Below are 21,263 nucleotides of genomic sequence, written 5' to 3' on the forward strand. Positions count from 1 at the left end.
GTTTGGGGCGGGAGAATCCCGCATCCCTCAATGCAGGTTGCCTCCGGCACGTATCGTGAGTGGCTGCGGACCGTACGCATCCAGGTCCGATACAGAACGGGCCGCCTGACGAGCGGATTTGACCGACCGGATGGCCGGGGGAGGCAAAGTGGACGACTATGCGGGTCGGGTACTCGCCGACCGCTACCGCCTGCCGCTGCCGCCCTCCGACGAGTACGAACTCACCGAGACCCGGGCCTTCGACACCTACAGCGGGCAGGAAGTCCTGGTCCGGCAGGTGCCGTTGCCGGAGGTCGTCGAGGCCGAGGTGCTCGACGCCGACGGGTTGCCCGACGGTTTCACGGCACGGCAGCCCGGCGCCCGGCGGCCGTCGGCGGCACGGGCGGCCACCCGGCAGCCCGCCGACCCGGCGGTGCGACGTGCCGTCGAGGCCGCGCAGGCCGCGGCCTCCATCCCCGACCACCCGCGGCTCGACCAGGTCTTCGACGTGTTCGCCGAGGGCGGCTCGCTGTGGATAGTGAGCGAACTGGTCGCGGCACGTCCGCTGGCCGCGTTGCTCGCCGAGAGGCCGCTGACGCCGTACCGTGCCGCGGAGGTCGCCTCCGACGTGCTGATGGCGCTGCGGGTGCTGCACGCCCACGGCTGGGTCCACCGCAACATCACCGCCCGCACCGTCCTGGTCTGCGACGACGGGCGGGTGATGCTGACCGGCCTCGCGGTCGGCGCGGCGGAGGAGGCGCTGTGCGGGTACGACCCGGTGCCGGCCCAGGACGGCCACCCGGCGGGAACGGGCGGCGGCGAGGGCCTCGCGGGGCCGTCGGGCGCCGGCGGTCCGGTCGGGCCCGCCGTCTCCGGGCCGCCCGGCGGTGCGGCTCCCGAAGAGCCCGTGGAGACGGACCCCGAGGCCGCCCGGCGGGCCGCGATCCAGGCACGGGCGGCCGGCGGGCTCGCACCCGGCGCGGAGGAGACGGGCGTCGGCCCTGGGCCGGGCGTGCCGGCCCGCCGGGCGCCCGAGACCGGCGAGGACATCAGGGCCGCGCGGGCCGGTGCGATCGCCGCGTACCGCGCGGGCGCGCGAGCCGCGGCACGGGTGCAGGAGACCCAGCAGAACACCCGGCCCGCACTGCCCGGCGCCCGCCCGTCCGCCGACGGCGACACGGGCGCCGACACGGGCGCCGTGGGCCAGGCGAACGGCGCCGCCCAGCCGCCGTACGCCCTCCCGGGCCAGGACTCCGGTGCCGTGGGCCGGGCGTACGGCGCGGTGCAGTCGCCGTACGTCCTCCCGGCGCAGGACGCCGGCCGCCGGACCGGCTCCACGCCGCCCGGCCGGATCGCCGACCCCTACGGCGTGCAGCCCCCTCCCAGGCCCGGCGGTGTGCCGCGCGGCGCACCCGAAGACGCGCCGCCCGCGGTGACCGGCGGCCGGCCGCGCACCGCGCTGCCCCCGAGCGGGACCGCCCCCGGCGAGCCGCACCAGGCCCCCGCCACCGGCGGCGCCGCACCCCGCTGGGAATCCGCCCACCGCACCCCCGCCACCCCCCTGGCCGCCGAGCGGGCGAGGCAGGTCCGGATGACCGTGGTGGGGCCGGTGACCGAGCGGTGGGCACCGGAGCAGGCCGGGCCCGTGCACGAGAACTGGCAGCTCGCGGCGCCCATCGGACCGGCCACCGACCTGTGGGCCCTCGGCGCGCTGCTCTTCCGGGCCGTACAGGGGCACGCCCCGTACCCGGAGGAGTCGACCGCCGAACTGGTGCAACTGGTGTGCGCCGAGCCGCCCGCCTACGCGGAGGAGTGCGGGCCGCTCAGGCCGGTCGTGGAGTCGCTGCTGCGGCAGGACCCCACCGAGCGGCTCGACTTCGAGGAACTGGGCGGCTGGCTGCGCTCCCTGGTGCGGTCGGCGCCCGAACCGGAAGCCGGCACGCACGTCATAGCGGCCCCGCCGCCCGACCCGAGCCGGCTGCCGATCGTGCGCCGACGTGGCGAACTGGTGCGCAGGCGGCGGGCCGGGCTGCCCGCCACCGGTGCGCACGGCCGGCACAAGCGGGCCAGGCAGGAGGCGCGTTCACCGCGCAGCCTCGGCCGTACCCTGCTGGTCCTGATACTGCTCCTGCTGGCCGGCGCGGTCGCCTACGCCGTGCTGTTCATGCCCAAGGCCAAGGACAGCGGCGACCGCACGGGCGCCGCCGGGCAGGCGAGCCAGGCACCCCGGCCGAGCGTCTCGCCGTCGTCGGCCGGGACCTCACCGGGTACCGACCCCAGCCCCTCCCGGTCGGCACCCTCCACCGAGACCCAGACCACCACCGGCCCGGGCGTCGCCGACGGCTTCACCCTGCGCAAGGACCCCGAGGGCTTCCAGCTCGCCGTCGGCAAGGGCTGGAGCCGCACGCCGAAGAACGGCCAGGGCGAAGTGGTCTACGCACACGGGGACTTCCAGCTCATCGTCGTCCCCGGACGCGACAGCGCGTCGCACTACGGCAGCGACCCCATGAAGTACCAGCGGGACAGGGAGAGCGAGCTCCAGCCCTACCGCGACTCCAGCTGGGCCACGGCCACCGGCCTGAGGACCATCGAGGTGGGCGGACGGACCATGGCCGAGGGGCAGTTCACCTGGACCGACGGCCAAGGCCGCGACCTGTTCGTCCGCAACATCGCGATCCTCCTGGCCGGCCGCTACCACATCGTGCAGGTCCGCGGCCCGGAGGCGGAACGCGACGAGGTGACGCGGCTGTACGAGCAGGCGTCGGCTACTTACCAGTACACCCGGTGACGCCGGAACACCGTCCCACGGTTGCCTCCGGCCGCGAGAAGCGAAAACCGTCACAGTGGTGTCTCCATGGCACCCCGCTTGTTCCCTGACGGCAGGCGGGTCCTTAGTCTGACCCTGTCAAGACCATTGCGGGGCAACGTGAATCAGATGCAGGGCCTGCTCATCGCGGGCCGCTACCGGCTCGCCGACTCGATCGGCAGCGGCGGCATGGGCCGGGTGTGGCGCGCCCACGACGAGGTGCTCCACCGGACGGTCGCCATCAAGGAGTTGACCGCCGCGCTCTACGTTTCCGAGAGCGACCAGGCCGTCCTCCTCGCCCGGACCCGGGCCGAGGCCCGCGCCGCCGCGCGCATCAACCACTCCGCCGTCGTCACGGTGCACGACGTACTGGAGCACGACGGCCGCCCGTGGATCGTGATGGAGCTGGTCGAGGGCTCCTCACTGGCCGACGCCGTCAAGGAACAGGGGCGCGTCGAACCACGGGAGGCGGCCCGCATAGGCATGTGGGTGCTGCGCGCCCTGCGTGCCGCACACGCCGCCGGTGTGCTGCACCGCGACGTCAAACCGGGCAACGTCCTGCTCGGCAGGGACGGCCGCGTCCTGCTCACCGACTTCGGCATCGCACAGATCGAGGGTGACAGCACCATCACCCGCACCGGGGAGGTCGTCGGCTCGGTCGACTACCTCGCCCCCGAGCGGGTGCGCGGCCACGACCCCGGCCCGTCCTCCGACCTGTGGGCGCTCGGCGCCACGCTGTACACGGCGGTCGAGGGACGCTCGCCGTTCCGCCGCACCTCACCGCTGAGCACCATGCAGGCGGTCGTCGAGGAGGACGTCGCCGAACCCGAGCACGCCGGACCGCTCGGTCCCGTCATCACCGCCCTGCTGCAGAAGGACCCGGCGCACCGGCCCGGCGCAGACGAGACGGAGCAGATGCTCGCGGAGGCCGCGGAGGGGCGGCGGTCGAGCGCGGCTCAGGCGTTCGTACCGACGCAGCACGACGGCTCGTTCACGCGGACGGGGCCGCAGTACCCCGGCGCGCCTTCCCACAACCCTGGCCACAGCCACAGCCACAGCCATAGCCACAGCCATGGCCAGAGCCAGAGCCAGAGTTACCGTCACGGCCAGGGCCCCGGCACCGCGCCGACCGCGCTGGCACCCCCGGTCGTCCTCGCGCCGCAGCCGTCCCGCCCCCGGCGCCGCCGCCTCCGTACGCTCGCCCTCGTCGTCGCCTTCGCCGCCGTCGTCGGCGGTGCCGGCGCGGCGGCATGGCAGAAGTACGGGACCGGGCACTCGGGGGACGCGGCGGCCTCCGGGGCCGCACCGGCCCCCGGCGACGCCCACCGAACCGACACCTGGGTCACCAAGACCGACCCGCTGGGCTTCAGCATCTCGGTGCCCTCCGCGAGTTGGACGCGCTCGGTGTACAGCACCGCCGGCGGTATCAGGCAGATCGACTACTCGCCCGACGGCGGCAGGCACTTCGTGCGCATCGCCATCGACACCTCACCGGACTTCCCCGACGCCTACTCCCACCAGAAGGACCTCGACGAGCAGATCCGGCAGCGCCTGGTCGGCTACCAGCAGCTCGCCATGAAGCCCAACATCTACCGCGACTGCAAGGGCTCCCGGTGGGAGTACACCTGGGACGCGCTGGCGAAGGACCCGCCGCACGTGGCCGGGCCGCGCCATGCGGTCGAGGAGACGTACTACTCCCGGGAGGGCACCGAATACGCGATCTACATGTCCACGCCGGAGAAGGACTGGACGAGGACGAGCAAGCAGTTCACGCGGGTGCTGCAGAGCTGGCGGCCGCCCTCCTCCTGACCTTTCGAGCGTCGGTTGTCGGCCACCCGGGCGTACGGTCCGGAGCGCTCGCGTCCGTGTGGGGCATGATGGGCCCATGGGGACCGAGGGGGACGACTGCCGTGTGATCGCGGGCCGTTACCGCCTGGAGGCGAGGATCGGGCGCGGCGGGATGGGCGTCGTGTGGCGGGCGACCGACCAGTTGCTGGGCCGCCGGGTGGCCGTCAAGGAACTCTCGCTGGAAGCCTCCCTCCCCGGGGAGGAGGCACGGCAGCGGAGCGACCGAACGCTGCGCGAGGCCCGCGCGGTCGCCCAGTTGCGCCATCCGCACATCATCGTCGTGCACGATGTCGTCGAGGACGGCGAACGCCCCTACATCGTCATGGAGTTGATCGACGGCGGCTCGCTCGCCGACCGGATCGCGGAGCGCGGCCCGGTGGACGCCGCCGAGGCCGCCCGGATCGGCATCGGCCTGCTGAGCGCGCTGCGCACCGCGCACGAGGCCGGCGTCCTGCACCGGGACATCAAGCCCGCGAACGTGCTCGTCGAGTCCGGCACCGAGCGTGTCGTCCTCACCGACTTCGGGATCGCCCGGGTCGCCGGGGCGACGACACTCACCGAGACCGGTTCCTTCGTCGGCTCGCCCGAGTACACGGCGCCCGAGCGGATGTCCGAGGCGCGCACCGGCCCCGAGTCCGACCTGTGGTCGCTGGGCGCACTGCTGTGCGCCGTGCTGAGCGGGGAGTCACCCTTCCGCCGGGACTCCATCGGCGGCATCCTGCACGCCGTCGTCGCCGCCGAGATCCGCCCGCCCGCCCAGGCCGGCCCGCTGCTGCCGGTCGTACGCGGGCTGCTGGAGCGCGACCCGGACCGGCGTCTGGACGCGGCGGAGGCGGAGCGGATGCTGCGGGCGTTCCTGGAGACGGGCCGCACACCGCAGGCGCCGGTGACGCCGTACACGCCGACGGAGCGGGACATCCCCCGGCAGCCGCCGCCACCGCCGCCCGCGCCGGCTCCGGTCGGCCGCTCAGCCCGGGGCGTACTGATCGCCGCGCTGCTCGTCGCCGCGGTGGCCGGGGCAGGCGTGTCGGCGGCGGCGCTGCTGATCCACGGGGGCGGCGGGGACGGTGGCGGTACGCCGACCAGCCCGGCGCCGGGCACCTCGGCGAGCACGTCCGCCTCACCCGCTCCCACGGTCACCGTGACCCGCGGCGCCGCCACCAGCCCGGCCGCCGCCAGCTCCCACACCGTTCCCTCCGGTTACCGTCTCGCCCGGGACCCGGCCGGTTTCTCCCTGGCCGTACCGGAGGGCTTCGACCGGGATCCGCAGGGCGAGCGTGTCTTCTACATGTCGCCGGGGGACACTTTCCGCCTCGGCATCAGGACGACCGACTCGGTGACCGACGGCCCGCTGACGGTGATGCGCCGGGCGGCCGCCGACGGCCCCAGCACCAACCCGGGGTACCACGACGGCCGGATCACCGGGACCACGCACGGCGGACACCCCGCCGCCCTCTGGGAGTTCACCTGGAAGGGCTTCAGTGCGGCGGAGGGTCCCCGGCACACCTACGACCTGTGCTGGGAGGAGAACGGCCGGCTGTACGACGTGTGGGTGTCGGCGCCGGTGGGGAAGGTGCGGGAGGCACGGGAGTACTTCGACGTGGCGGTCGACACGTTCGTACCTACCTGAGCGGCAGCCGCTTCGACAGCGCCTTCACGAGGTCGGTCCTCGCCACCCGCAGCGCGAACCGCCCGCCGCCGTCCGGGACGGGTCTGGCGTACCAGGGCAGGCAGCGCCGACGCCATTTCGCGGGGGCCAGGTGCGGTGGAAGCGGGGGGAGCGGCAACACCCACGGCCCGAGCCGCAGTTCTGCGCCCCAGATCCCGGCGGGCAGCGCGGCGACCGGCACGCGCACCACGAACTCGCCGTCGGGGGAGGCCGGGACCCGTTGAGCGGGGAAGGCGACGACGGTGCCGCCCGTACCGTTCGTCAACTCCACCACCAGGGCGCCGTCCGGGTACCCGGCGAGCGTGCACCGTCCGGTGACCTCCAGCTCGGTGGGCGCGTCGGCGGCCCAGCGGACTTCGCCGACGCCGAGGCGGGGCGGTACCTCGTGCTTGCGCTCACCGAGGTCGAGGGTGAAGTTGCCGTGCGGCCTGGTGGTGTAGAGGGTGACGGCGCGCAGCTCATGGCCGGCTCCGACGACCTGGGTGACCGCCTCGCCCAAGACGCCGTCGGCCCGCTTGCTGCCGATGCGGACCTCCTTGGACAGCCCCTGCGCGCCGACGGCGAGGGAGACGTCCCAGAGCCCGTCGGGGAGCGGCTTGCCGTCCGCCGCGGTGGCGATGTCGACGGCGGCCTCGAACCCGGCGAGGTCGTAGGCGAACCGCCCCTCGTCCTCCGCCGCCCCGAGGCCGGGCGTCGCGGTGTGCGTGACGGGCAGCCGGTACTCGGCCTTGCTGTCGCGCTCGCGCAGGACCAGCTCGGTGGTGACGTCGAGAGTCTCCACCCGGTGGATGCGGGCGTGGCCGGCCAGGTGGAGGGTGCCCGTGCCGTGCAGCTCCGCGCGGGTGACGTGGTGGCGGGTGCCGAGCTGGGCGGTGACGTCGTAGCAGGAGTCGGGGACGGGGTGGGCGGGGTCGCGGAGGAAGGGGTAGCGGGCGTAGGCGCGGCCGTTCTCGATGAGGAGGGGCGTGGCCGCCTTGCGCCGGGCGAGCTCCTTCTCGAACCCGATGACTTCCAGCAGTTCGTCGAGCAGGTGGTTGCGGACGAGGTGCAGCCGTAGCCGGGCCATCGCCGAGAGCCGGCCGTTCATGCCGTCGTGCCACAAGGGTTCGATGGCCTCGGCCAGTTGGGCGAGCATCTTCTCCTGGGTCTCGCGCGGCTCGAAGGCGAGCTGGTCGGCGAGGACCTGCTGGACCTCCACGGTCAGGTGACGGTGCGCCAGATGGTCACGGCCGGGCCCCGGCGGCACGTTCTCCAGGATCATGTCCACCACGCGCGGCAGGAACCGCAGCCGGTGTTCCGACCCCTTGAGCCGACGGGTGATGTTGCCCTCGTCCTCGCGCAGCACCCAGAACAGGCAGTCGTAGTCGGCGACCACGGATATGCCGGAGGCGCGCAGGTAGGCCGCGCCGACGAAGAGCTGGTCCTCGCCGATGGCCAGGTCGGTGGGGAAGCGCAGCCGGTGCCGCTCCAGCAGCTCCCGGCGGAAGAGCTTCAGGGGGTTGAGCGTCCAGTAGACGCGGGACGAGAAGACGTCGGTGCGGGGCTGGTTGCGTTTGAACATCGACGCGGGCGCACCCCGTCCGCCGACGCCGACCATCTTGCCGAGGACGATGTCGGTGCCGTTGTCCTCGGCCATGCGGACCATGCGGTCGAGGGCCTCGGGACCGAGGTGGTCGTCGGCGTCGAGGAAGAAGACGAACTCCCCCCGAGCGTGCTCGAGCCCCACGTTCCGCGGGGCCGAGGGCCCACCGGAGTTCTCCTGGCGGATGACCCGCAACAGCCCCGGATACACACCGCTCAGCCGCTCCAGCTCGTCCCCCGTACCGTCGGTCGAACCGTCGTCCACGACGATGACCTCGAGCCGGTCCCGGCCGATGGTCTGCTCGGCGACCGAGGTGATGCAACGCGTCAGATAAGGCATTGCATTGTACGCGGCGATAATCACCGAAACGGTGGTAGAAGTCACCTGACGCTCTCAGTGGCAGACTTGATGGCCTGTGAACGTATCATGGGCTGCCGATGGGTGCGGGGTGACTGCCCGGTGAAGTGTCCGTTCAGGTGGTTTCCTTGGCCATGTGACCCGACGGCCGTTTTGCCCCCTGTCGTGCAGGGTTTCTGACGTGGTGAAAGTCGAAACGGCGCACCGCCGCCGGACCCTGCTCACATCGATGGCCGGCCTTGGACAATGACATTGTGTTGACCGGCTCTTGTGTTGTATCGCCGACATTGTCGGTCGATTGTGACTTCCGAGACCGGAAGGGAAGTCAGGAGAGCGAGTGCTTTGCGGAGCCCTCGGTCCGGAAGTCCGCGTTCATCCAGCCCGGACCTTCGCCCGGTACCTCCCGGGAGTCACCCCGAACTCCCGGCTGAACGCGTGCGAGAGGGCGTACGGGCTGGCGTAGCCGGACTCGCGGGCGACCGTCGCCAAGGGGGCGTCCGTGTCGCGGAGGCGGGTTGCCGCCAGGGTGAGGCGCCACCAGGTGAGGCAGGCCATGGGCGGGCGGCCCACCAGGGAGGCGAAGCGGCGGGCGAGGGTCGCGCGGGAGACGCCGGCCTCGGCCGCCAGGCGGTCGTTGGTCCAGGGGGCGGTCGGGTCCGAGTGCGCGGCGCTCGGGGCGGCCGTGGTCACCGGGTCGCTGAGCACGGCCGGCCAGGTTCCCGTCGCCGCCTCCGTCTCCGTGGTCCACAGAGTGCAACAGCTGCTTCTGCCTCGATCCGGGGCGGGCCGCGGCGAGCAGGCGGCGCGTCCTCGAACGGGCGGCCGAGCAGCACGAGTTGGTGGTGCCCGCGCACTTCGGTGGAGCCGGTGCGGTGGAGATACGGCGCCGGGGTGACGGGTTTTCGCTCCACCGCTGGGCCGCGTGACCGCTCGCTTCGACAAGAACGCGGTGCGCACGGTACTCATGGGGCATGAGTGAAGACGGCGAACGTACGCCCGACGGACGCGTGCCCGACGAACGTCTCCTCGTGGGACGTTACCGGCTGCTCGAGCGCATCGGCCCCGCAGGCACCGGCACGGCACCGGCCACCGTCTGGCGGGCGCTCGACGAGTCGACGCAGCGGTACGTCGCCGTCAAGCGGCCCCTGCCGCCCGGCGACCCGGACGACGAGGCCCACCGGCGGACCGCCCACCGGCTGCACCGCGAGGCCCGCGCCGCCGCCCGCGTCGAACATCCCGCCGCCATCCGCATCCACGACGTCGTCTTCGAGGACGGACTCCCCTGGATCATCATGGAGTTCGTCCCGGGGGAGTCCCTCCGCACGCTCCTGACGCGCGGGCCCCTCCCCGCCCCGGAGGCCGCCCGCGTCGGCCTCGCCGTCCTCGGTGCCCTGCGCGCGGCGCACTCGGTCGGCATCGTCCACCGGGACGTCAGACCCGCCAACGTCCTGCTGGAGTCCGGCACCGGCCGGGTCGTCCTCACCGACTTCGGCACAGGACACGTACACGGGGGCGCCGACTCCCCCGGCGACACCGGTTTCGTCGCGCCCGAGCGGGGCGCGGAGCCCGGTGCGGGCCCCGCCTCCGACCTGTGGTCCCTCGGCGCACTGCTGCACGCCGCCGTCAAGGAGGGCCCCGGTGAGCACGCGAGCGGTCTCCGCACCCTGATCACCCGCCTGCTGGCGCCGGAGCCCGCCGACCGCCCGGAAGCCGAGGAGGCGGCAGCGGCGCTGGCCGCGATCGCCGAGGGCGGCGAGGGCGGCGAGGGCTCCGAGGGCTCCGAGGGCGGCGGAAACACCCGGCCCGCGCTGACCGCCACCCCCACAACGCCCTGATCAGCGCATTCCCTGCCAGTGGACACTGGCGCCGTGTGAGTACTCGGTGAATCCTCGTTACCGACGGGTACCCAAAGGGCGTCGCCGCGGAATACCCTGCGCGTCATGACGGACTCGCAGGCCACGAACCAGGCCATCGGCACCAACCCGCTCGCCCCGGCACCGCAGGGCGCCCGTACCGCCGCCGATGTGGTCACCCCGGAGCTGGTCGCCCAGCTCACCAAGGGCGTCGTGGGCTCCGGCAAGACCGAGAGCCACACCCCGTTCACCGGTGACAAGCTGGCCGACCTGCCCGAGTCCACCCCCGAGGACGTGGCCGAGGCCTTCGACCGCGCCCGCGCCGCCCAGACCGTCTGGGCCCAGACCCCGGTACGGCAGCGCGCCGCCGTACTGCTCCGGTTCCACGACCTGGTGCTGGAACGCCAGGCCGAGGTCCTCGACCTGATCCAGCTGGAGACCGGCAAGGCCCGCCTGCACGCCCACGAGGAGGTGCAGGCCGTCGCCGTCGCGGCCCGGCACTACGGCCGCAAGGCCCCCGCGTACCTGAAGCCGAAGGGGCACACCGGCGCCGTACCGACCCTCACCAAGGTCACCGAACTGCGCCACCCGCGCGGAGTCGTCGGCCAGATCGCCCCCTGGAACTACCCGCTGGAGCTGTCCGTCGGCGACGCGCTTCCCGCGTTCGTCGCGGGCAACGCGGTGGTGATGAAGCCGGACACCGAGACCTGCCTGACCGCCCTGTGGGCCCGCGACCTGCTCATCGAGGCCGGTCTGCCCGCCGACGTCTTCCAGGTCGTGCTCGGCGAGGGCCCCGTCGTCGGCCCGGAGGTCGTCAAGCGCGCCGACTACGTCTCCTTCACCGGCTCCACCCGCACCGGCCGCGAGGTCGCCCAGGGCGCCGCCGCCCGCCTGGTCGGCGTCTCCCTCGAACTCGGCGGCAAGAACGCCATGCTGGTCCTCGAGGACGCCGACATCGAGAAGGCCGCGGCGGGCGCCGTCCGGGCCTGCTTCTCCTCCGCCGGCCAGCTGTGCATCTCCATCGAGCGGCTGTACGTCCACGAGTCGATCGCCGACGCGTTCCTGGAGCGCTTCGCCGCCCGCACCAGGGCGATGCGGCTGGGCAAGTCCCTCGCCTACGGCGCCGACATGGGCTCGCTGGTCGGCGACCGGCAACTGGACGCCGTCACCCGGCACGTCGACGACGCCGTCGCCAAGGGCGCCAAGGTGATCGCCGGCGGGGTCGCCCGCCCGGACATCGGCCCGTACTTCTACGAGCCGACCATCCTCGACGGCGTGACCGAGCCGATGTCGGTGTGCACGGAGGAGACCTTCGGCCCCGTCGTCTCCGTCTACCGCTTCCGGACGGAGGACGAGGCGGTGGAACTCGCCAACTCCACTCCGTACGGCCTCAACTCGTCGGTGTGGACGAAGGACGGCCGCCGCGGCCGCGAGGTCGCCGCCCGGCTGCGCACCGGCACCGTCAACGTCAACGAGGGCTACGCCCCCGCCTACGGCAGCGTCCAGTCCCCGATGGGCGGCATGAAGGACTCCGGCCTCGGCCGCCGCCACGGCTCCGAGGGCATCCTCAAGTACACCGAGGCCCAGACGATCGCCCAGCAGCGGCTGCTGCCCATGGCCCCGTCGCTGGGCATGGACGACGAGAAGTACGCGGCGTTCATGAGCACCAGCCTGAAGCTGATGAAGGCGTTCCGCTTCCGTTAGACGGCGGCCGTCAACCGGCCGCCGGCACCCGTTCTCGACGAGGAGAGCACGTGTCGCAGGAGAACTCCGTCCGCGAGCAGGACGACACCGCGTACGACTACGACGTCATCGTGGTCGGATCGGGGTTCGGCGGGTCCGTGACCGCGCTCCGCCTCACCGAGAAGGGCTACCGTGTCGGCGTCCTGGAGGCAGGCCGCCGCTTCACCCGGGAGTCCCTGCCCAGGAACTCCTGGGACCTGAAGAACTACCTCTGGGCCCCCAGGCTGGGCATGTACGGCATCCAGCGCATCCATCTGCTGGGCAACGTCATGGTGCTGGCGGGCGCGGGCGTCGGCGGCGGCTCCCTCAACTACGCCAACACCCTCTACGTACCGCCGAAGGCCTTCTTCGACGACCCCCAGTGGCGGGACATCACCGACTGGCAGGAGGAGCTGAAGCCGTACTACGACCAGGCGCGGCGCATGCTCGGCGTGCGGCTCAACCCGACGATGACCCCCTCCGACGTGCATCTGAAGGCGGCGGCGCAGCGGATGGGCGTCGGCGACACCTTCCACCTGGCGCCGGTCGGGGTGTTCTTCGGGGACGGCGAGGACGCCGACGGCACGACGAAGGCCGAGCCGGGGGAGCGGGTCGCCGACCCCTACTTCGGCGGTGCCGGACCGGACCGCAGGGCCTGCACCGAGTGCGGCGAGTGCATGACGGGCTGCCGGCACGGCGCGAAGAACACCCTCAACGAGAACTACCTCCACCTCGCCGAGAAGGCGGGCGCGGTCGTGCACCCCATGACCACGGTCATGTCCGTCACGGACGACTCGCGCGGCGGGTACGCGGTCGCCACGCTGCCGACGGACCAGAAGAAGGGCAGGGGCCGCACCTTCACGGCCCGCCGGGTCGTCATCGCCGCCGGAACCTACGGCACGCAGACGCTGCTGCACCGGATGAAGGCCCATGGCCAGCTGCCGTACCTCTCCGACCGGCTGGGCGAGCTGACCCGCACCAACTCCGAGGCGCTGGTCGGCGCCCAGACCGACAACCGGCGCTACCGCAGGGCGCACGGCAAGCCCGCGGCCGACTTCACGCGGGGCGTGGCGATCACGTCCTCCGTCCACCCGGACGAGAACACGCACATCGAGCCGGTCCGCTACGGCAAGGGTTCCAACGCGATGGGCGGCCTGTCCATCCTCCAGGTGCCCTACGCGGAGGGCACCTCCCGCGTCCTGGCCTGGCTGTCGAACGCGGCCCGGCATCCGCTGCTGGTCGTCCGCTCCCTGTCCAACCGCCGCTGGTCGGAGCGGACCATCATCGGCCTGGTGATGCAGTCGCTGGACAACTCCCTGACGACGTACCTGAAGCCGGACGGCGTAGGCAAGGGCCTGCTGACCGCCCGCCAGGGCCATGGCGCACCCAACCCCAAGCAGATCAAGGCAGCGTCGGAGGCCGCCTCGGCCCTCGCCGCCGAGATCAACGGTTTCGCGGGCAGCAATGTCGGCGAGCTGATGGGCACCCCGCTCACCGCCCACTTCCTCGGCGGCTGCCCGATCGGCGACTCCCGTGAGACGGGCGTGATCGACCCGTACCACCGGCTGTACGGCCACCCCGGCATCTCGGTGGTCGACGGCGCGGCGGTCTCCGCCAACCTGGGTGTGAACCCCTCGCTCACGATCACCGCGCAGGCGGAGCGGGCGATGTCGTACTGGCCCAACAAGGGCGAGGCGGACCCGCGTCCGGCGCAGGGCGAGCCGTACCAGCGGCTGCAGCCGGTCGAGCCGGTCGGTCCCGTGGTCCCGGCCGACGCCTTCGGGGCCCTGCGGCTGCCGTTCCTGGGCATCCCGGCGGTGCCGAAGAAGTAGCCCGCGAGCGCGAAGGGAGGGACCCGCACCCCCCTCCGAGCGCGGGTCCCTCCCTCCTTACCGGGCTCGCCGGTCGTCCTTGCCTACGCGCCGGCCGAGGCCTTGCGCCGCCGCACCGCGAACACGACCCCCGCACCGGCGACCACGGCGACACCGCCGACGACACCGATGACCGGGAGCGCGGAGCTGGAGCCGGTGGAGGCGAGGCTGCCGGTGGGCGGCAGCTCCTTGGCGCCGCCCTGCGGCTCCTTGCCGCCGGCGGGCTTGTCGTCGTCGCCCGGCTTGGGCTCGGCCTTGCCGGGGTCGTCGTTGTCGCTGCCGGGAGCGAGGACGGTGAACCCGTAGTAGGCGAAGGAGCTGTGGACGCACTCCTTCTCCGGGTCCACGTAGCCGCCGAGGCCGAGCGCGTAGCCGCCGCCCGCGGGGGCCTTCGAGCTGATGTCGACGCGCAGCTTGATGGCCACCGTCTCCTTGGCACCGAGGTCGGTCTGGCCGAAGAAGTAGCCGTTTCCTATCTCGTCGGCCAGCGACTCCCACGCCTTGGTCGCGGGGTCGAAGTACTCGAGCCGCGCGTAGGCGCTCAGCCAGTCCTTCTCGTTGTCGCTCTCGGAGGCGTTGTCGACCGCGGCGAGCCACTGGACCTCGCCGAGCGCCACGTCGCTGTGGTTGGCGGCGGTGAGGCTGAAGTAGTGCCAGCCGCTGCCCGCGACGATCTTGCCGGGAAGGCCGGAGACGTCCAGCGACAGCTGGGAGTCGGGGTCCACACCGTCATCCCCGACGGGGCACTCGCTGGGCCATTCCGAGGGCGAGCCGGTCGTGTCGGTCGGTGCCGCCGCCACGGTGGGCTTCGTGGTGCCGGCCGCGCTCGTCGTGTCCGTCGGGGTGACGGTGTCGGCCGGGCTCGTCGTGTCCGTCGTCGTGTCCGTCGGGGTGACGGTGTCGGTCGGAGTGTCGGTCGGCGTGCCGGTCTGGGACGCGGTGTCGGTCGGCGTGTCGGTCGGCGTGTCGGTCGTCGTCACGGACTCGGTGGGGGCCGACGACGTCGACTCCTCCGCGAACGCGGCCGGCGCGGACAGCAGCGCGATCGGCGCGATGGCAGCCGTCGCGGCCGCTGCGGCCATGGCACGGCGAAGCTTCATGAAGACCTCAAGAGGTGCTGCGTACTGCGGCACCGCAGTACGACGTCGGGTGAGGCCTCCGCGTGTGGGGCACGGATGTGGCCGTTGTTTCCGCAGGTGTGACCTGTGAAAGCTGTGAATGGTTGCCCTGCCACTCACAAAATCCTTATGTGGCCTGGGTCACAGCGACGGGTCCGGAGCACGCCGACCGGCCCCGGGTTCACCCGGGGCCGGTCGTTCTCTTGGGTGACCGGGCTGCTGTCCCCTGCCGTCCGGTCGTTCTCCTGGAGCGACGGCCCGCCCCTGGCCGGCGCGGGCACCCGGACCAACGAAGCCGCGGGCCGGACGGTCACGCGCCGGACGGGTGAGGGCGACCGGACTCAGATGCGGCCCCGGCACAGTTCGAGCAGTGTCATGGCCAGCGGCGTACCGGGCTTGCCCAGGGCGTCCCGGTAGCGGCCGAGGATCTCCATCTCCCGGGAGAGGTGCACGCGCCGCCCGCCGGAGGCGATGCGGGTCTCCTGCACGACGGCGGACACCGCCATCCGCTCCTGGATGAGGCCGATGATCCGGTCGTCGAGCGTGTCGATGCGCTCCCGGGCGTCCGCGATCGTCTGCTCTGCGGTCGTGGCGGTCGTGGCGGTCGTGGCGGTCGTGGCGCTCGTGGCGGTCGTGGGGGTCACGGCGCTCGTTGTGGTCACGGCGGTCATGGCGGGGCTCCTGGTGGGATGCGGTTCCCCGAGGCGACAGGACCGGGAAAACACAGGCGCCCCGGACCTGTCGGCCCGGGGCGCCTGGGAAGTCGCTTGTCAGTGGCTCAAGCAGCACGACCATGGCAGCCGGTGGGCCGGTTGCCATAGGTAAAGACGAAGGTCGGGTGCGTGAGCATGGGGCCAGTATGCCACGGGTCCGGCGTCGTCCGGCCCGTCCGGGGCGGCAGCCGCCGGGAGACGGCGAGGCCGCCCACGGCCGCCCCGGTAGACTCGGCAACTACAGACCCCGCCCAACCGCCGGAAGGCACCTCGTGTCATCAGCGAACCCCGCCGCCGCTCCCGACACCGTCCTGGTCGTCGACTTCGGGGCGCAGTACGCCCAGCTCATCGCCCGTCGTGTCCGCGAGGCGCGGGTCTACAGCGAGATCGTGCCGAGCACCATGCCGGTCCGGGAGATCCTCGCCAAGAACCCCGCGGCGATCATCCTCTCCGGCGGCCCCTCGTCGGTGTACGAGGAGGGCGCTCCCCGTCTCGACCGCGAGCTGTTCGAGGCCGGCGTTCCCGTCTTCGGCATGTGCTACGGCTTCCAGCTGATGGCGCAGACCCTCGGCGGCACGGTCGACAACACCGGCGCCCGCGAGTACGGCCGTACGGACCTGCACGTCTCCAAGGCGGCCTCCACCCTCTTCGAGGGCACCCCGGCCGAGCAGGCGGTCTGGATGTCGCACGGCGACGCCTGCTCCGCCGCCCCGGAGGGCTTCTCCGTCACGGCGTCCACGGACGTCGTCCCGGTCGCCGCGTTCGAGAACGACGAGAAGAAGCTGTACGGCGTCCAGTACCACCCCGAGGTCATGCACTCCACGCACGGCCAGCAGGTGCTGGAGCACTTCCTGTACCGCGGTGCGGGCCTCACCCCGTCCTGGACCACGGGCAACGTCATCGAGGAGCAGGTCGCCGCGATTCGCGAGCAGGTCGGCGACCGGCGCGCGATCTGCGGCCTGTCCGGCGGCGTCGACTCCGCGGTGGCCGCCGCCCTCGTGCAGAAGGCCATCGGCTCCCAGCTGACCTGCGTCTACGTCGACCACGGCCTGATGCGCAAGGGCGAGACCGAGCAGGTCGAGAAGGACTTCGTCGCGGCCACCGGCGTCCAGCTGAAGGTCGTCGACGCCGAGGAGCGCTTCCTCACCGCCCTCAAGGGGGTCGCCGACCCCGAGGAGAAGCGGAAGATCATCGGCCGCGAGTTCATCCGGGTCTTCGAGCAGGCCCAGGCCGAGATCATCGCGGACCAGGGCCCGGCGGTCGAGTTCCTGGTCCAGGGCACCCTCTACCCCGACGTCGTCGAGTCCGGCGGCGGCACCGGCACCGCCAACATCAAGTCCCACCACAACGTCGGCGGCCTCCCCGAGGACCTCGAGTTCAAGCTCATCGAGCCGCTGCGCAAGCTCTTCAAGGACGAGGTCCGGATGGTCGGCCAGGAGCTCGGCCTCCCGGAGGAGATCGTCCAGCGGCAGCCGTTCCCCGGCCCGGGCCTCGGCATCCGGATCGTCGGCGAGGTCACCAAGGAGCGCCTGGACCTGCTCCGCGAGGCCGACGCCATCGCCCGCGAGGAACTGACCGCGGCCGGCCTCGACCGGGACATCTGGCAGTGCCCGGTCGTCCTGCTCGCGGACGTCCGCAGCGTCGGCGTCCAGGGCGACGGCCGCACCTACGGCCACCCGATCGTGCTGCGCCCGGTCTCCTCCGAGGACGCCATGACCGCCGACTGGTCCCGGCTGCCGTACGACGTGCTGGCCCGGATCTCGACCCGGATCACCAACGAGGTCCGGGACGTCAACCGCGTCGTCCTCGACGTCACCTCGAAGCCGCCGGGCACGATCGAGTGGGAGTGATCGCTTCAGGAGCGATCGCTTCAGGAGCGATCACTTGCGCTTGACGACGCGCAAGGGCTCACCGGGCTTCCAGACCTGCACGACCAGATACGTGTCGTCCTCGACGTAGGTCCGCACGACCTCCGTGAGCTCGGTGCGGAAGAGGTGGAACGGCTGCGGCGGTTCCACCTCTTTCACATACGCCCCCTTCGTCCGCGGGTCGTCCACCTCGACCGCCCGCCCACTGATCCGCACGTCACCCGGACCCGGGTCCGCGCCCGGCCCGGGGTTCGACTGCAGCGCGAAACGTGGATCGCGACGCAGGTCGAGCGCCTTCCACGAGTCCGGCATCATGCCGAGCCACAGCTCGCCGCGCAGAAAACGCACCTCCAGGCCGCTGGTGCGGGGCGAGCCGTCCCGGCGGAGGGTGACCAGAACATGGTGGGTGAAGGCGCCGAAGCGCTCCTCGACGAGCCCGGCGAGCCCGGGTTCCGTGGCGGCGAAGGCCGCCCAGTTCACTGTCATACGGTGAGTGTGGCGCCGATACCCGACATCCTCTGTCGGGTATCAGAGGCGGCAGCTCACACCCGTTACGGCACCGGCCGCACCAACCGCTCACGTCCCGACTCGTCCCGTTGCGGCTTCCGCACACCAGGCCGGTGAGCCACGCGAAGGCCGCATTCCCCTTGAGTGCGTCATCTTTACAGAACGCCCCTGCCCTTTTGACTTGACTGACGGTAACTTCCGCCCCGTAAAGCAAACCCAGTGCTGGAGGACCTATGCACGGGCCCACCCCACCTCTGCCGCTGCCCACCGACCAGCTGCGGTTCGCCATGCCGCCCATGCACGACTCGGTCGAGGACGAACGACGGCACCGCAAGGAACGGCTCGCGGGCGCGCTGCGTGTCTTCGGACGGTCCGGATTCGAGGACGGGGTCTCCGGGCACATCACCGCACGCGACCCCGAGTTCACCGACTGCTTCTGGGTGAACCCCTTCGGTCTGCCGTTCAAGCACGTCACCGTCAGCGACCTGGTACTGGCCAACCAGGACGGGCAGGTCATCCAGGGCCGCTACCACGTCAACCAGGCCGCCTTCACCGTGCACGCCCAAGTGCACGCCGCCCGCCCGGACGTCGTCGCGGTCGCCCACTGCCACTCGGTGCACGGCCGGGCCCTGTCCGCCCTCGGCGACCTGCTCGACCCGATCACCCAGGAGAGCTGCGCCTTCTACGAGGACCACGCGCTGTACAACGCCTACACGGGCGTCGCCGTCGACGCCGAGGAGGGACGGCGCATCGCGACCGCCCTCGGCAGCCGCAAGGCGCTGGTGCTGCGCAACCACGGGCTGCTGACCGTCGGCGACTCGGTGGACGCGGCGGCCTGGTGGTTCCTCTCCATGGAGCGGTCCTGCCAGGTGCAGTTGATGGCCAAGGCGGCGGGCCGCCCGCTTCTCATCGACCACAAGCTCGCGGTGGCCACCCGTGAGCAACTCGGCGGCGACCTCGTCGCCTGGATCAACTACCAGCCGCTGTGGCAGGACATCAGCCGCAGCGAACCCGACCTGCTCGAGTAGGACCCGCCGGCCGGACCGCCGAGCCGGCCGCGCTTGCCCGGGTCCGTGCACGCCCTCCGCCCCTTCTCGCAGCAGGGTCAACACCGCAGGACCGGCTTCACCCGGCGTGACCACGCATGCCGGACGCGGACGGCGCCGACTAGGGCACAATTCGCTTTTGTCACCGGGGAGTTCCACGGCGACGGCCGGGCCCGCGGAGGGCGGTTCCGGCCGTGCCGAGGGTCGTGGGGAAGGCGGGCGTCGGGCGTGGCGGTGCAGCAGGCTGGGCAGGGCGTGCACGCGGGCGGCTGCGCCTGCGGGGACTGTCCGCACGGGGCGCGCGAAGGGCATCGGCGTGCCGTCGCCGCCTTCCTGCTGAAACGGGACGAGTTCGCGTCCGGGCAGGGGCTGCCGCCGGCGGTGGCCCACTCCGCCTCGGCGTCCCGGCAGTGGGTTTCCGAGGAACTGACGCAGGCCGCCGAGACGGTCGCCGAGCGCGGCCGGGCGGAGGGCGAGGCCTGGCTGGCCCGGCTCTGGGTGCGTACCGCCTGCGCGGTGTGGACGGCCGTGGTGGTGCTCTTGCTGGTGCAGTCGCTGACCGCGATCGGCGCGGGCTGGACCACCTCCCGTACCGCAGGACTGCTCGCCGCGCTGGTGACGGCCGGCGCGCTGACCGCCGCGTCCTGGTTCCACCGGGCCCGCGGCGGGGTGCTGGCGCCGGTCATCGGCGAGGACCACCGGATGTCCACCTCCCGAACCGTGGCGGCGGTCTGGGTGCTGTTCCTGACCTACGCCGTGCTCTTCCTGGCCGGCCGGCTGGCCGCCGCCTCCGGCCACGCCGAGCGCGACATGCTGATCTCCGGCCTCGGTCTCGCCCGGGGAGCGGGCGTGGTGACCGTCCTCGCCGTGGTGTGCGTGATCGCGATGCTGGTCCGGCGGGTGGTCGGGACGCGGGTCGCGGCCCAGCGGCTGCAGAAGGTGCGCGCCCACCGGCCGAGCGCGGCCGACCTGCTCACCGACGACGCCGGGCGAGGCAACTTCGCCGACATCCAGTACGTCGTCATCAGCGCCGTCGCCCTGCTGTTCACCGCCGTACGGCTCGCCCGCCGCCCCGACCGGCTGCCCGACCTGCCGTGGGGGCTGGCGGTGGTGGTGCTGGTGTCGGCGGCCACCTACCTGGCCGGCAAGTACGCGGAAGGCGGCCGTCCGGTCATCCACTCCGTGGTCCGCGCACGTGAGGCAGGCGACCTGGACGGTCCGATCCGCACCGGCGACGACATCGAGATCCGCGGCACCGGCTTCGTCCCACCCGGCGCCCAGACCGCCGACCGCCTCTCCCGGATGGTGGTGCGCATCGGCGCCGTCAACGTCCACGTCCCGCTCGTCCCCGTCACCGGCGGCTTCAGCAACCCCACGGACACCGTGCTGACCGTCCCCGTACCGGCCGAGGTCGAGCCCGGCTCGGTGGAGGTGCAGATCGTGACGGCTGCCGGGGTGGCGACGAACCGGTGCGTGGTCCAGGTGACGGAGTGAACCGGGGGACCGGAGTATGAGCGTGGGCCGGGCACACACCCGACTCATCGGGCCCATCGGGGCCATCCGGTCCATCCGTTTCATCTCGCCCACCTCTGACTCTCCTGAGAATTCGGAAAAACGTGGGCGACGGGGGTGAGCGGGGCCGACCTGTCGTACGTATCGTCTGGTGAGGGCTCGGCACGGCGGGCGAGAGGCGGCTGCAGCGATGACTCACGGTATGCGGATGGACACACAGGCCTGTCGAGAGGGCGGTGGCCGGGACTGGCGGGACACCGCCACCCACTACGCGCTCCTTCCGCTGCGCGTCTTCCTCGGTGTCACGTTCATCTACGCCGGCCTCGACAAACTCACCAGCAGCGCCTTCATGAAGTCCGGCGGAGCCGGCTCCATCGGCGACACCATGCGCTCCGTCCGCGACTCCTCGGCCATCCCGGCCCTGGTCGACCTCGCCCTGAAGAACCCCGTCGGCTTCGGTTACGGCATCGCCCTCGGTGAGCTGGCCGTCGGCATCGGCACCCTGATCGGCCTGCTCGGTCGCCTCGCCGCACTCGGCGGCGCGCTGATCTCGCTCAGCCTGTGGCTGACGGTGAGCTGGGCCTCCGACCCGTACTACTACGGCAATGACCTCGCCTACCTGATGGCCTGGCTGCCCCTCGTCCTCGCCGGTGCCCCGTACCTCTCCCTGGACGCGGCCCTGCGCGCGAGGCGACGGCAGCGCACCGCGGACCTCCGCTAGTGCTGCGACCGAAAAGGTTCACCGGCTCGCGACGCCCGGCACGGCACCTCGCCGCGTTGTCGCACCACCCGAGTACATCCAGTACGCGGGT

The 21,263-nt window shown here is 72.4% G+C and carries 14 protein-coding genes and 2 pseudogenes; 11 read left to right on the top strand and 5 right to left on the bottom strand.

All coding sequences use genetic code 11. The annotated features are described in order from the left end of the window. Positions 1-148: 148 nt before the first annotated feature. The 3 genes from ACWC21_RS31190 to ACWC21_RS31200 all read left to right on the top strand — a co-directional run bounded on the left by ACWC21_RS31190 (position 149) and on the right by ACWC21_RS31200 (position 6,263). A complete protein-coding gene (locus ACWC21_RS31190) occupies positions 149-2,767 on the top strand; it encodes a protein kinase (RefSeq protein ID WP_450886638.1) in 2,619 nt (872 codons plus the stop codon). A gap of 147 nt (positions 2,768-2,914) precedes the next feature. Continuing rightward, the gene (locus ACWC21_RS31195) at positions 2,915-4,594 is read left to right on the top strand and encodes a serine/threonine-protein kinase (RefSeq protein ID WP_450886640.1); all 1,680 of its coding nucleotides are present in this window, start codon (positions 2,915-2,917) and stop codon (positions 4,592-4,594) included. A gap of 76 nt (positions 4,595-4,670) precedes the next feature. Then, positions 4,671-6,263, top strand: coding sequence for a serine/threonine-protein kinase (locus tag ACWC21_RS31200; RefSeq protein ID WP_450886641.1), 1,593 nt, complete (start codon positions 4,671-4,673; stop codon positions 6,261-6,263). Here the strand turns inward: ACWC21_RS31200 and ACWC21_RS31205 are convergent. Both ACWC21_RS31205 and ACWC21_RS31210 read right to left on the bottom strand, forming a co-directional pair. Further along, a complete protein-coding gene (locus tag ACWC21_RS31205; RefSeq protein ID WP_450886642.1) occupies positions 6,256-8,268 on the bottom strand; it encodes a glycosyltransferase family 2 protein in 2,013 nt (670 codons plus the stop codon). The genes ACWC21_RS31200 and ACWC21_RS31205 overlap by 8 nt on opposite strands. 345 nt (positions 8,269-8,613) lie before the next feature. Further along, a pseudogene (locus ACWC21_RS31210) lies at positions 8,614-8,973 on the bottom strand (helix-turn-helix transcriptional regulator); the annotation flags it as partial. A gap of 20 nt (positions 8,974-8,993) precedes the next feature. On the opposite strand from ACWC21_RS31210, the pseudogene ACWC21_RS31215 reads away from it, so the two are divergent. The 4 genes and pseudogenes from ACWC21_RS31215 to ACWC21_RS31230 all read left to right on the top strand — a co-directional run. Then, positions 8,994-9,167: pseudogene (locus ACWC21_RS31215) on the top strand (MBL fold metallo-hydrolase); the annotation flags it as partial. Between the two features lie 45 nt (positions 9,168-9,212). Next, positions 9,213-10,076, top strand: coding sequence for a serine/threonine-protein kinase (locus tag ACWC21_RS31220; RefSeq protein WP_450886643.1), 864 nt, complete (start codon positions 9,213-9,215; stop codon positions 10,074-10,076). Positions 10,077-10,181: 105 nt separating this feature from the next. Continuing rightward, complete coding sequence (locus ACWC21_RS31225) at positions 10,182-11,798, top strand: succinic semialdehyde dehydrogenase (protein WP_450886644.1); 1,617 nt, start codon at positions 10,182-10,184, stop codon at positions 11,796-11,798. Between the two features lie 50 nt (positions 11,799-11,848). After that, positions 11,849-13,648 carry a GMC family oxidoreductase N-terminal domain-containing protein gene (locus ACWC21_RS31230; RefSeq protein WP_450886645.1) on the top strand — a complete coding sequence of 600 codons (1,800 nt, stop codon included), beginning with the start codon at positions 11,849-11,851 and terminating at the stop codon, positions 13,646-13,648. An 83-nt stretch (positions 13,649-13,731) separates the two neighbouring features. Here ACWC21_RS31230 and ACWC21_RS31235 read toward each other — a convergent pair whose 3' ends face one another. Beyond that, a complete protein-coding gene (locus ACWC21_RS31235) occupies positions 13,732-14,787 on the bottom strand; it encodes an LPXTG cell wall anchor domain-containing protein (protein WP_450886646.1) in 1,056 nt (351 codons plus the stop codon). Between the two features lie 359 nt (positions 14,788-15,146). Further along, the gene (locus ACWC21_RS31240; RefSeq protein WP_450886647.1) at positions 15,147-15,476 is read right to left on the bottom strand and encodes a chorismate mutase; all 330 of its coding nucleotides are present in this window, start codon (positions 15,474-15,476) and stop codon (positions 15,147-15,149) included. A 314-nt stretch (positions 15,477-15,790) separates the two neighbouring features. Here ACWC21_RS31240 and guaA point away from each other — a divergent pair, with 314 nt between their 5' ends. Next, on the top strand, positions 15,791-17,368 hold the full coding sequence (guaA, locus tag ACWC21_RS31245; RefSeq protein ID WP_450886648.1) for a glutamine-hydrolyzing GMP synthase: 1,578 nt from the start codon (positions 15,791-15,793) through the stop codon (positions 17,366-17,368). Positions 17,369-17,398: 30 nt separating this feature from the next. Here guaA and ACWC21_RS31250 read toward each other — a convergent pair whose 3' ends face one another. Further along, positions 17,399-17,872, bottom strand: coding sequence for a pyridoxamine 5'-phosphate oxidase family protein (locus tag ACWC21_RS31250; protein ID WP_450886650.1), 474 nt, complete (start codon positions 17,870-17,872; stop codon positions 17,399-17,401). Between the two features lie 254 nt (positions 17,873-18,126). On the opposite strand from ACWC21_RS31250, the gene ACWC21_RS31255 reads away from it, so the two are divergent. The 3 genes from ACWC21_RS31255 (at position 18,127) to ACWC21_RS31265 (ending at position 21,172) form a co-directional block, all read left to right on the top strand. Then, a complete protein-coding gene (locus ACWC21_RS31255; RefSeq protein ID WP_450886651.1) occupies positions 18,127-18,921 on the top strand; it encodes a class II aldolase/adducin family protein in 795 nt (264 codons plus the stop codon). 246 nt (positions 18,922-19,167) lie between these two features. Next, entirely contained in the window at positions 19,168-20,433 is a 1,266-nt protein-coding gene (locus ACWC21_RS31260) for a hypothetical protein (RefSeq protein ID WP_450886653.1), read from the top strand. Positions 20,434-20,641: 208 nt separating this feature from the next. Next, the gene (locus ACWC21_RS31265) at positions 20,642-21,172 is read left to right on the top strand and encodes a DoxX family protein (protein WP_450886655.1); all 531 of its coding nucleotides are present in this window, start codon (positions 20,642-20,644) and stop codon (positions 21,170-21,172) included. The last annotated feature ends 91 nt before the right edge of the window (positions 21,173-21,263 follow it).

The sequence above is a fragment of the Streptomyces sp. NPDC001348 genome (assembly GCF_053597535.1).